This window comes from Caballeronia sp. GAWG1-1, assembly GCF_023631465.1.
GTDB lineage: Bacteria > Pseudomonadota > Gammaproteobacteria > Burkholderiales > Burkholderiaceae > Caballeronia.
On sequence record NZ_JALQDB010000009.1, the window covers coordinates 55,820 to 67,388 of the forward strand.

The 11,569-nt window shown below is 58.3% G+C and carries 11 protein-coding genes; 8 read left to right on the forward strand and 3 right to left on the reverse strand.

Annotated features, from left to right (window positions below):
• Positions 1–221 precede the first annotated feature (221 nt).
• From thrS to NCT03_RS06015, 8 genes are all read left to right on the forward strand, one after another.
• Entirely contained in the window at positions 222–2,129 is a 1,908-nt protein-coding gene (thrS, locus tag NCT03_RS05980) for a threonine--tRNA ligase (RefSeq protein WP_244827699.1), read from the forward strand.
• Between the two features lie 47 nt (positions 2,130–2,176).
• Entirely contained in the window at positions 2,177–2,704 is a 528-nt protein-coding gene (gene infC / locus NCT03_RS05985; RefSeq protein ID WP_074168877.1) for a translation initiation factor IF-3, read from the forward strand.
• Positions 2,705–2,933: 229 nt separating this feature from the next.
• Positions 2,934–3,131: a 50S ribosomal protein L35 gene (gene rpmI, locus NCT03_RS05990; RefSeq protein WP_244827700.1), complete on the forward strand. Its 198-nt coding sequence runs from the start codon at positions 2,934–2,936 to the stop codon at positions 3,129–3,131.
• A gap of 29 nt (positions 3,132–3,160) precedes the next feature.
• Entirely contained in the window at positions 3,161–3,520 is a 360-nt protein-coding gene (gene rplT, locus NCT03_RS05995; RefSeq protein WP_050454097.1) for a 50S ribosomal protein L20, read from the forward strand.
• 201 nt (positions 3,521–3,721) lie between these two features.
• A complete protein-coding gene (gene pheS / locus NCT03_RS06000) occupies positions 3,722–4,735 on the forward strand; it encodes a phenylalanine--tRNA ligase subunit alpha (protein WP_250492224.1) in 1,014 nt (337 codons plus the stop codon).
• A 78-nt stretch (positions 4,736–4,813) separates the two neighbouring features.
• Entirely contained in the window at positions 4,814–7,246 is a 2,433-nt protein-coding gene (gene pheT / locus NCT03_RS06005; RefSeq protein WP_250492225.1) for a phenylalanine--tRNA ligase subunit beta, read from the forward strand.
• Positions 7,247–7,318: 72 nt separating this feature from the next.
• Positions 7,319–7,726 (forward strand): integration host factor subunit alpha, encoded by a 408-nt coding sequence (locus NCT03_RS06010; RefSeq protein WP_244827703.1) that lies wholly within the window; start codon positions 7,319–7,321, stop codon positions 7,724–7,726.
• An 84-nt stretch (positions 7,727–7,810) separates the two neighbouring features.
• A complete protein-coding gene (locus tag NCT03_RS06015) occupies positions 7,811–8,194 on the forward strand; it encodes a MerR family transcriptional regulator (protein WP_250492226.1) in 384 nt (127 codons plus the stop codon).
• A 1,383-nt stretch (positions 8,195–9,577) separates the two neighbouring features.
• Here the strand turns inward: NCT03_RS06015 and NCT03_RS06020 are convergent.
• The 3 genes from NCT03_RS06020 to NCT03_RS06030 all read right to left on the reverse strand — a co-directional run.
• A complete protein-coding gene (locus NCT03_RS06020) occupies positions 9,578–9,985 on the reverse strand; it encodes a hypothetical protein (protein ID WP_250492228.1) in 408 nt (135 codons plus the stop codon).
• A gap of 520 nt (positions 9,986–10,505) precedes the next feature.
• Positions 10,506–10,886, reverse strand: coding sequence for a CatB-related O-acetyltransferase (locus tag NCT03_RS06025; RefSeq protein WP_250492229.1), 381 nt, complete (start codon positions 10,884–10,886; stop codon positions 10,506–10,508).
• A 182-nt stretch (positions 10,887–11,068) separates the two neighbouring features.
• Positions 11,069–11,569 (reverse strand): DDE-type integrase/transposase/recombinase (locus NCT03_RS06030; protein ID WP_250492230.1); only part of this gene is annotated, 501 nt, incomplete at its 5' end.

An 11,569-nucleotide genomic window follows, 5' to 3' on the forward strand; every position in this document is an offset into this window, starting at 1 on the left:
AAAAAATATGGCACGTCGAACGTTGACCGAAACAACTTCGGAGCGACGCTAGTCGAGGACCTAATTCGCCTTCTGCCAATCTGTTTGCGGTATGTGTGAAAAGTGAATGCGGCCCCTCGATAGCGGGGCCGCATTTTTTTTGTCTCTCGGGTTTTGCACGGTATCGAGCGGCATGTTTTAGTCGAACTCGCCTGGCGTGAGCTGGCGTCTTGGAGAACGAAATGGTTTCGGTACGTTTGCCTGATGGGTCGGTCCGTCAATACGACCACCCGGTGACCGTCGCGGAAGTCGCGGCATCGATCGGCGCGGGTCTCGCCAAGGCCGCGCTTGCCGGCAAGCTCAACGGCGAGCTCGTCGACACGTCGTTTGTCATCGACCAGGATTCGTCGCTCGCCATCGTCACGGACAAAGACCCGGAAGGCGTCGATGTCGTTCGTCACTCTGCCGCGCACTTGCTGGCCTACGCGGTCAAGGACTTGTTCCCCGAGGCGCAGGTGACCATCGGGCCGGTCATCGACAACGGCTTCTATTACGACTTCGCGTACAGCCGTCCCTTCACGCCCGAAGACCTCGAGAAGATCGAAAAGCGCATGCAGGACCTCGTCAAGAAAGACGAGCCCGTGTCGCGGCGCGTGGTGTCGCGCGACGAAGCGGTCGAGTACTTCAAGAGCATCGGCGAGAAGTACAAGGCGGAGATCATCGAATCGATCCCGGCTTCGGACGAAATCAAGCTCTATTCGCACGGCGGTTTCACCGACCTGTGCCGTGGTCCGCACGTGCCGTCCACCGGCAAGCTGAAGGTCTTCAAGCTCATGAAGGTCGCGGGCGCGTACTGGCGCGGCGACTCGAAGAACGAGCAGTTGCAGCGTATCTACGGCACCGCCTGGACCAAGAAGGAAGACCAGGAAGCGTATCTCCACATGCTCGAAGAAGCGGAGAAGCGCGATCATCGCAAGCTCGGCAAGCAGCTCGACCTGTTCCATTTGCAGGACGAAGCGCCGGGCATGGTGTTCTGGCATCCGAAGGGCTGGTCGCTGTGGCAGCAGGTCGAGCAGTACATGCGCCGTCGGATCAATGAGGCCGGCTATCTCGAGATCAAGACCCCGATGGTCATGGACCGCTCGCTGTGGGAAGCGTCCGGCCATTGGCAGAACTATCGCGAGAACATGTTCACGACCGAGTCCGAGAAGCGCGACTACGCCATCAAGCCGATGAACTGCCCGGGCCACGTGCAGGTGTTCAATCACGGGCTGAGGTCGTATCGCGATCTGCCGCTGCGCTACGCGGAGTTCGGATCGTGCCATCGCAACGAGCCGTCGGGCGCGTTGCATGGTCTCATGCGCGTGCGCGGTTTCGTTCAGGACGACGCGCACATCTTCTGCACGGAAGATCAGTTCATCGCCGAATCGATCGCGTTCAATACGCTCGCGATGAGCGTGTACAAGGACTTCGGCTTCGATCACATCGACATCAAGTTGTCGCTGCGTCCGGAGCAGCGCGCCGGTACCGACGAAACCTGGGATCGCGCGGAGCAAGGCCTGCGTGACGCGCTGACCGCGTGCGGCCTGCAGTGGCAAGAACTCGCGGGCGAGGGCGCGTTTTATGGTCCGAAGATCGAGTACCACATCAAGGACGCGCTCGGCCGGTCCTGGCAATGCGGCACGCTGCAACTCGACATGGTGTTGCCGGAGCGTCTCGGCGCGGAGTACGTCGGCGAGGACAACAGCCGCCGCCGTCCGGTCATGCTCCATCGCGCCATTGTCGGGTCGATGGAACGTTTCCTCGGCATCCTGATCGAGCACCACGCCGGTGCAATGCCGCCGTGGCTCGCGCCTGTGCAGGCAGTCGTGCTGAATATTGCCGAAAGTCAGGCCGAATATGCGGCTTCTCTGGCCCAATCGTTGCAAAAACAAGGGCTTAGAGTTGAGAGCGATTTGCGCAATGAGAAGATTAGCTATAAAATACGGGAGCACACGCTGCAAAAGGTTCCGTATTTGCTGGTCGTCGGAGACAAAGAGCGTGATGCACAAACCGTAGCCGTGCGTGCTCGTGGCGGTGTCGATCTGGGCGTGATGCCGGTCGACGCATTCCTCGAACGTCTGCAGCAGGAAGTGCGGGCGTTCAAGTAAGTCACTCGCAGCGCGGCTAGTCTTTTTATTTTTAGAGGAAACGTAACATCGCTACTGATAAGTCGTCACATCGCATCAACGGTGAAATCACTGCGCCGGAAGTGCGCTTGGTCGGAGTGGACAACGAGCCGCTCGGAATCGTGAAACTGGCCGAGGCTTTCCGTCAATCGGAACAGCTCGACGTGGATCTGGTCGAAATCGCGCCGCAGGCTTCACCGCCTGTCTGCCGTTTGATGGATTACGGCAAGTTCAAGTACTCGGAAGCGAAGAAGCAGCACGAGGCGAAGCTCAAGCAGAAGATCGTGCAGGTGAAGGAAGTCAAATTCCGCCCCGGCACGGACGACGGTGATTACAACGTCAAGCTGCGTAACCTCACGCGCTTCCTCGAAGACGGCGACAAGACGAAAATCACGTTGCGTTTCCGCGGTCGGGAAATGGCGCACCAGGAAATCGGCATGCGCATGCTCGAACGTCTGAAGACGGATCTGGACGAATACGGCCAGGTCGAGCAAATGCCGAAGATGGAAGGGCGTCAGATGATCATGGTGCTTGCCCCGAAGAAAAAGGGTAAGTAACGAGCGTCGTAAAGCGTTGGATCGCGCGCCGTCGAAAAGCGAGAGCGCGGCATCGCGAGTGGTTTCAGGGCTGGCGTCACTTTAGTGACGCCGCTCATGAAAAGCGGTAGCCACAAAAGGCTGTCCGCACATAAGTGGAGCGTGGGTTTCGAAGGGCGGCAAGGGGTCCGATGTTTGTTTGACGGATCATCCGCACACCCATGACCATCTAATAAACTGGAGTAGTTTCATGCCGAAGATGAAGACCAAGAAGAGTGCTGCAAAGCGCTTCGTGGTGCGTCCGGGCGGTACCGTCAAGCGCGGTCAGGCCTTCAAGCGCCACATTCTTACCAAGAAAACCACCAAGAACAAACGCCATTTGCGTGGCACGACGGCCGTTCATGAGTCAAATCTGAACTCCGTCCGCGCAATGTTGCCGTTCGCTTAACCCTTAACCGACACTCATAGGAGCGCAACATGCCTCGAGTAAAACGTGGGGTTACCGCACGGGCCCGTCACAAGAAGATCATCCGTCTGGCCAAGGGTTACCGCGGCCGTCGCAATAACGTCTATCGCATCGCCAAGCAAGCGGTCATGCGCGCAGGGCAATACGCCTATCGCGATCGCCGCAACAAGAAGCGTGTGTTCCGCGCATTGTGGATCACGCGTATCAACGCGGCGGTGCGTCAGCACGACATGACGTACAGCGTGTTCATCAACGGCCTGAAGAAGGCTTCGATCGAACTCGACCGTAAGGTGCTGGCCGACATGGCTGTGTTCGACAAGGCTGCTTTTGCTGCGATCGTGAATCAGGTGAAAGCCGCCGTTGCAGCCTAATTGCGAAATTAGTACTGCGTGGTTCGCCTGAGCGTCGTCCGGTTGTTCGGGTGGCGCGAAGGTAGAAAACGGGGCTCTCACCGAGCCCCGTTTTTGTTGGTCGGACGGTTTTGCTTATCGCATGTGAGGCGTACGAACCAATCGTGCGCATAAGCCAAACCGTAATTCAGTTAGAACTTCGACGTTGAAAAGATGGGATCAATGGATCTGGACCAGATTGTCGCCGACGCAAAAAGCGCCTTTGAAGAAGCCTCCGACGCCGCCGCGCTCGAAAACGCGAAGGCCCGCTTTCTCGGCAAATCCGGCGCGCTGACCGAACTGCTGAAGGGTCTCGGCAAGCTCGATCCGGAGGCGAAGAAGACCGAAGGCGCGCGTATCAACGTGGCCAAGCAGCAAGTCGAAGCGGCGCTCAACGCGCGTCGTCAGGCGGTGGCCGACGCGCTCCTCAACCAGCGGCTCGCCGCCGAAGCTATCGACGTTACCTTGCCCGGACGCGGCGCGAGCACGGGCACGCTGCATCCGGTCATGCGCACGTGGGAGCGCGTGGAGCGCATCTTCGGCACGATCGGCTTCGATGTCGCGGACGGTCCCGAGATCGAAACCGACTGGTACAACTTCACGGCGCTCAATAGCCCTGAGAACCATCCGGCGCGCTCGATGCAGGACACCTTCTACGTCGACGGTAAAGATGCCGAAGGCCGCCCGCTGTTGCTGCGCACGCACACGAGCCCGATGCAAGTGCGCTACGCGCGCATGAACAAGCCGCCGATCAAGGTGATCGTGCCGGGCCGCACGTATCGCGTGGACAGCGACGCCACGCATTCGCCCATGTTCAACCAGGTCGAAGGCCTGTGGATCGAAGAGAACATCAGCTTTGCGGACCTGAAGGGCGTCTATACCGATTTCCTCAAGAAGTTTTTCGAGCGCGACGACATTCTCGTGCGCTTCCGCCCGTCGTATTTTCCGTTCACGGAGCCGTCGGCCGAGATCGACATGATGTTCGAACACGGCAAGAACGCGGGCAAGTGGCTGGAAATCTCCGGCTCGGGTCAAGTACATCCAACCGTCATCCGCAACATGGGCCTCGACCCGGAGCGCTATATCGGTTTTGCGTTCGGTAGCGGCCTCGAGCGTCTCGCCATGCTGCGTTACGGCGTGCAGGACTTGCGTCTGTTCTTCGAGAACGACCTGCGTTTTCTGCGCCAGTTCGCTTAAACGCCGCACGGCCCGCGGAGCCCGGTTTGGCAACAGCAACCGGGCGAGAGACACCACCTCATTCGAACGTAGACACACATGCAATTCCCAGAATCCTGGCTCCGAAGCTTCGTCGATCCCTCACTCACGACCGACGAACTTGCGCACGCACTCACGATGGCCGGTCTAGAAGTCGAAGACCTGAGGCCGGTCGCGCCGCCGACCAAGAAGATCGTCGTCGGACAAGTGCTGGAAGTGGCGAAGCATCCGGACGCCGACAAGCTCAACGTCTGTCAGGTCGATGCCGGCACGGGCGAGCAGTTGAACATCGTGTGCGGCGCGCCGAACGTGACGCCCGGTATCAAGGTGCCAGTCGCGCTGGTCGGCGCGGAGTTGCCGCCTGCCGAAGCCGGTGGCGCGCCTTTCGCAATCAAGCTCTCGAAGCTGCGCGGTGTCGAAAGCCAGGGCATGCTGTGCTCGGCGCGCGAACTGAAGCTCTCGGAAGACCATAGCGGCTTGCTGATCCTTCCGGCCGATACGCCGATCGGACAAGACATTCGCGAAGCGCTCAATCTCGACGACACCGTCTTCGAGATCAAGCTCACGCCGAACAAGGCGGACTGCCTTTCGGTTTTTGGCGTCGCGCGCGAAACCGCCGCGATCACGGGCGCGACGTTGAAGTCGCTCGACATGCCGCCGGTCGAGGTCAAGCTCGACGAGAAGCTGCCGGTGAAGATCCTCGCGCCGGATCTGTGCGGACGCTTTTCAGGTCGCGTGATTCGCGGTGTGAACGCGCGCGCGAAGACGCCGCAATGGATGGTCGAGCGCCTCGAACGCGCCGGTCAGCGCAGCATCTCGGCGCTCGTCGATATCTCGAATTTCGTGATGCTTGAACTCGGCCGTCCCTCGCACGTGTTCGATCTCGACAAGATTCACGGCGGTATCGAAGTGCGTTGGGGCAAGAAGGGCGAATCGCTCAAGCTGCTCAACGGCAACACTGTCGAACTGGATGAAACCGTCGGCGTGATCGCGGACGGCGCGCAGGTCGAAAGCCTCGCGGGCATCATGGGCGGCGACAGCACGGCTGTCACGCTCGATACCACCAACATCTATCTCGAAGCCGCCTTCTGGTGGCCGGACGCCATTCGCGGCCGTGCGCGCAAATACAACTTCTCGACGGACGCCGCGCATCGCTTCGAACGCGGTGTCGATTACTCGACCACTGTCGAGCATATCGAACGCATTTCGCGACTGATCCTCGACATCTGCGGCGGCGAAGCCGGCCCGGTGGACGATCAGACCGTCAACGTGCCCGAGCGTCATCCGGTGACCATGCGCGTGTCGCGCGCGCACCGCATTATTGGCGTGGACATTAGCGTGGACGAGATCGCGCAGATTTTCACGCGTCTGAATCTCGCTTTCGAGCGCGACGGCGATACCTTCAGCGTGACGCCGCCGGCTTATCGCTTCGATATCGAGATCGAGGAAGATCTGATCGAGGAAGTCGCGCGTATCTACGGTTTCGAGAAAATCCCCGCGCGCCCGCCGGTTGCTGCCAGCGAAATGCGGCGCACGAACGAAACAAAGCGCTCGATTCACACATTGCGTCATGCCGTGGCCGCGCGCGACTATTCGGAGACCGTGAACTTCAGTTTCGTCGATGCCGACTGGGAGAAGGATTTCGCCGGCAACGACAATCCGGTGAAGCTCATCAATCCGATCGCGAGTCAGCTTTCGGTCATGCGCACGACGCTGTTCGGCAGTCTGATCGACGTGCTGCGCTACAACCTGAACCGGCGCGCGGACCGTATTCGCGTGTTCGAAGCAGGGCGTGTGTTTCTGCGCGATGCATCGGTTACGGCGGGCGAATTGGCTGTCGAAGGTTTCGCGCAACCGAAGATGATCGGCGGTCTCGCCTACGGTCCCGCGCTAGACGAGCAATGGGGCGCGCCGTCGCGCAGCGTCGACTTCTTCGACGTGAAGAGCGACGTCGAAGCGCTGTTCGCTCCCGTCGTACCGCGCTTCGTGAAGGCGGAGCATCCGGCGCTGCATCCGGGACGCAGCGCGCGTGTCGAAGTGGCGGGCCGGGCGGTGGGCTGGATCGGAGAACTGCATCCGCGCTGGCAGCAAAAGTACGACCTGCCGCATGCGCCGATCCTCTTCGAAATCGAAGCGGACGCGTTGATGGATCGCGCGCTGCCGGCGCCTTCGGAAGTGTCGAAATTCCCGCCCGTGCGGCGTGATATCGCCGTCGTCGTGGATCAGAAAGTACCGCTCCAGGCGTTGCTCGACGAGCTTGAAAATGCCCGTTCCGAACCTGCCTGCAAGCACGTCACAAGGGTTGCGCTTTTCGACGAATTTCGTCCAAAATCAAATACTTCCGGAGGGTTGGCGGAGCACGAGAAAAGTCTTGCCTTCCGTGTTACGTTGCAAGATACTGGCGGCACGCTTCAGGATGAAACGGTCGATACGGCCATCAAAACGCTGGTGGATCGCCTGGCTCGAGTACACGGCGCGCGGTTGCGCGGATAGCCTGCGGTTGGGCATGTAGTTGGCCTGCAGTTGGCTTAGTCCGTCTTCATCGTCGTCCGCCGTTTTACCGATATGAACCAAATGAACTCGAGTGATTTCGAAGCCCTTCTTTCGGCGCAGCGTAGCGCCATGACCCGAGATATCCCGACTTCGGGCGCCGTGTCCAATGACACGCCCACGCTCACGAAAGCCGAACTGGCCGAGATGCTGTTCGACCACGTCGGCTTGAACAAGCGCGAAGCGAAAGACATGGTCGAAGCCTTCTTCGAAGTCATTCGCGACGCGCTCGAAAGCGGCGATAGCGTCAAACTCTCCGGCTTCGGCAACTTCCAGTTGCGCGACAAGCCGCAGCGTCCGGGACGCAATCCGAAGACTGGCGAAGCCATTCCTATCGCGGCACGGCGGGTCGTCACATTTCATGCAAGTCAGAAGTTGAAGGCGCTGGTGGAAACGGGAGCGGAGTCAGGTCTCACACGTTGAATTCGCTCATGCGCTGAACATCGCGCGAATCGCTTTTGCTTGCCGTGCTTCATCGACATCACTCACCAAGATGGTTGATCGACGATGGAAAAAGTCGTCTTGCCTCCGATCCCGGCCAAGCGTTATTTCACGATTGGCGAAGTCAGCGAGCTGTGCGGTGTCAAGCCGCACGTGCTGCGCTATTGGGAGCAGGAGTTTACGCAGCTGAGGCCGGTCAAGCGGCGCGGCAATCGGCGCTACTATCAGCATCATGAAGTGCTGCTGATCCGGCGGATTCGCGAACTGCTATACGAGCAGGGATTCACCATCAACGGCGCGCGTAATCGGCTTGATTCGCAAGGCCGCCCGATCAACGATGACGCCGAAGCCGAAGATATCGAGGGCGTAGCGGCTGCGCCTTCAGCGGGCGTCGATGTCGATCAGTTGCGCAAGGAGATCACGCAGGTGATCGATTTGCTCGGTGGCTGAATGCCGCTTGTCTTGTAGGAATGACCAATGCCGCGACGGATTCGCGGCATTTTTTTGGTCTGTGTGCATTGCGTTCCGAGTGCGACTGCGCGAAGAACATGGGCTGTATGGTGCCGGTCTACCCGCACAATGGCGAATCACAAAGCATGGGTTGGATCTATCAGCCGACGGTCAGGTTCGCGCTTGGCGCCACTACACCAACCGACCAGTACACAAGGCTCGGCCCCATACCCATAGGCGGATAGATACGCCAGTCATCAGGTCCGTGATGGAAGAAGTACAGCGCAAAGCGCCCGCCATTCTTGTATGCGCTCACACATACATAGCGGCTCCCGCCCAGATAGATGCGGCCGAACCGTGTAACGCGCGCGGATGACACCGAAACGAACCATCTCGCGACTTCGAGACGTAAACTGGAAGTTCGGGCTGAAAGCGGTTGCCTTTGAACGACAGGCGCGAGAGCAAGCGAAGGCATCAGGCGGCGTTCCTTATACGTCACTTTAAGATTAGAGCTTAAGGGCCTGACTTACAAGTGGTTTTTGTGCCTTTTAAGTCTGAGTAAAAGCGGGCGATTGCTTTAGGGAGACGATGCTTTCTTGTTTCCGATCTGCAGTGGAAACCGATGAATCAATCGCTTCGGAACAAACTACAGACGGTTTCGGCGAGCATACCGCAAACGTTTGCTCTACGAGCTACTTTTCAGCGTGCAAAGTCATGCGCAATTGAGAAAAGCAGCGATTAGCTTTCACGTGCTTTGAAGCAAGCGGTGCCATAGCGCTTCGGAAAGTTTGATTAGGGCGACAGTATTGTCAAATGCGTCGACTGTTCTTCGTTATCCATACGCCGCAGAAATTGCGATGCATCGACCGGACAAAATAGCGCTTCTGTGCGGACTAACGGCGGATGAGTCCGTCGAGCTTCTAACCGCCGGTTCGGTGCCTTGCATTTTTATGCGGTGAGCGGGTCGCTGAGCGTCGCGTAAAAATCGCGTTAAGGCAGGCACGGCCAATCATCGCGATCGCCGCAAGTTCGGTGCTAATTGCATTGCATGTAGCGCGTAAATCTATCGGAACGTTTTAGCGCGCCCATTTTCGCGTATGAACTTCGGCATGGCGACTGCCGCCCATTTTTCCGCGCACGTGCGTGAGAGCACGGTCAGAAGAGGATAGGCAACTCTCGGGTTTCGCACGACGAGTCGGCCCATCTCGAGCAGCACGGCAATTCTCTGGCGGCGATGCATTCGTAAAGTCCAGGATGTGCGACGGTGGTCCCTGTCCGACGGTCGATTGACAAAGGACGTATTCGCGGAGCAAGAGGCATCATCACTACAGGCGCCTGGCGCCGAGTGACCATTGCATTACGACAACGCTTGCAATCGCTAGATCAGCTCTGTTGAGCAAGACGACACTGTCGACTGACCACCCGATGTGCGGCGTCGATAGCTTCCAGGAACTGTTGCATGCCTGCCTGACGTGCCTCGCCATTGGCGATGAATTGCAAGGCTTCAAGGGCATCCACTTGCAGCAGATGGCCGAACGTGTTCGCCAGGTCTTTGATTTCAGCGTGCTTGCGTTCGAGTTCCTCAAGCACGGCCTTGGGCCAAGGCCGTTCAGGATCAGTCTGATACATGACTCGGAACACGACGCCCGAAAGCTCGGCGAGCGTTTCGAGCGCTTCACGATAGACATGTGCGAGTGCATCCGCTGTCACCTCCGGCTTCTTGTCTCGACGCCCGAGATAGTGGAGGCTGGCGGTGGCACCGCGGACGACAACTGAAAGAATGGCTGACACGGCACGCCCCGATTTTTTATTTAATGATCATGATCGGAATATGAGGCAGTCTGGTTAGAAGTTGAGTGCGCCACTTAACGAAACGCCGCAATCAGCGTCAGGCTTGTCGAAAACTTGGCGTGATTTGCATGACACTCGCGTGCCTCGCGGTTTTTCAGGTGGCGATCAGTGGTGCAACGGCAAACACTGCGTGTGCCTAACAATCGTGGCCGCTCGAACTGATCCGATGATTTGTCGATAGATTGCGCGAAGAAGCGGTTGTCCGCATCGAAGCGCCTGGGTCAACTGATTTTTGGCAGTAGGATCTGCTCGGTGATAACGGGCAAGGCGATTCCGCACAAGAGAATACAGCTAGGATCGGCAAAGCGTCGATGCCGCAAGCGGAGCCGGTATCGGACACGCCTACAGGAGTTTTGTAGAGAGGGAAATGCGGCTTCATCACCCATGGTCCTTCAGAGACGCATTCCTCATCGTTGAACGAGAAGCAAATGAACAAGACGCCAAACGAATTCGCCATCCCTCAAACCGAATTCTCGAACAGCATCAGAAAATCATTTATATCTGTGCTTTTCATCAAGAGCGGATTCAACGTCTCCGGATTGTGTTCCCACCAACGTGAGTCGAGTAATCGGGCTATCACGTCTGGCTCGAAGCGATAACGCAGAACGCGCTGCGGATTACCGACGACTATCGCGTAAGCAGGAACATCTTTGCTGATCGTGGCGCCCGCCCCGATGATCGCTCCGGTGTGGATCGTAACGCCTGAAAGGATGGTGGTGTTTGCGCCGACCCAGACATCGTTGCCAATGAAGACGTCTCCCTTCCATCTATTGGAAGCATTTATTTGATGCAGCGTCGTGTTCGTAGACAACGAAAGCTTCGGATGCTCGCCGCCTAGCACGAATGTTGCTCCCTGAGCAATTGAGCAGTAATGCCCAACCTCAAATGCACACGGAGCCCCCCAGTAATAAACGGTTGGTCGGTTTATATGACTGTGGTTACCGACCGCGACTCTGATTTCCAGAGGTGGCCTCATTCGTTCGGACAGGATCCGCGAGTTTTCAAGTGGAATCCCTGAGGCAATCAAGCTGCCGATTTTATCGCTGGCAGCGTGGCGAAGTATGCTTCATCCGGTGTCTGATCGGCCAGCCTAGAATGAGGCCGATTCTGGTTGTACCAGCTCAGGTAGTTGCCGATTGAGCACCGGGCGTGGCTGACCGAGTCGTAGGCTTTCAGATAGACCTCTTCGTATTTGACGCTGCGCCACACCCGTTCAACGAACACGTTGTCACGCCAGGCGCCTTTTCCATCCATGGACAGAAGAACGCTCCGGCTGAGCACCGCGTCGGTGAATTCGGTTGCGGTGAACTGGCTGCCTTGATCCGTGTTGACGATCTCAGGCAGGCCGTATTTCGCAAACGCTTCCTCCAGCGCCTCGACAGCATGGCAGCTCTCCAGCGTGATCGCCACCCGGTGTGCCAGCACCCGACGGCTCGCCCAGTCCACTACAGCCGTCAGATATACGAAGCCGCGCGCCATCGGGATATAGCTCGTATCGAGCGCCCAGACCTGATTGGCCCGGTC

Excerpts from the sequence above, each read along its gene's own strand:
- rpmI (WP_244827700.1), top strand. The coding sequence starts at position 2,934 with ATGCCGAAGATGAAGACCAAGAAGAGTGCTGCAAAGCGCTTCGTGGTG.
- thrS (WP_244827699.1), top strand. The coding sequence starts at position 222 with ATGGTTTCGGTACGTTTGCCTGATGGGTCGGTCCGTCAATACGACCAC.
- NCT03_RS06010 (WP_244827703.1), top strand. The coding sequence starts at position 7,319 with ATGAACCAAATGAACTCGAGTGATTTCGAAGCCCTTCTTTCGGCGCAG.
- pheS (WP_250492224.1), top strand. The coding sequence starts at position 3,722 with ATGGATCTGGACCAGATTGTCGCCGACGCAAAAAGCGCCTTTGAAGAA.
- pheT (WP_250492225.1), top strand. The coding sequence starts at position 4,814 with ATGCAATTCCCAGAATCCTGGCTCCGAAGCTTCGTCGATCCCTCACTC.
- NCT03_RS06015 (WP_250492226.1), top strand. The coding sequence starts at position 7,811 with ATGGAAAAAGTCGTCTTGCCTCCGATCCCGGCCAAGCGTTATTTCACG.
- rplT (WP_050454097.1), top strand. The coding sequence starts at position 3,161 with ATGCCTCGAGTAAAACGTGGGGTTACCGCACGGGCCCGTCACAAGAAG.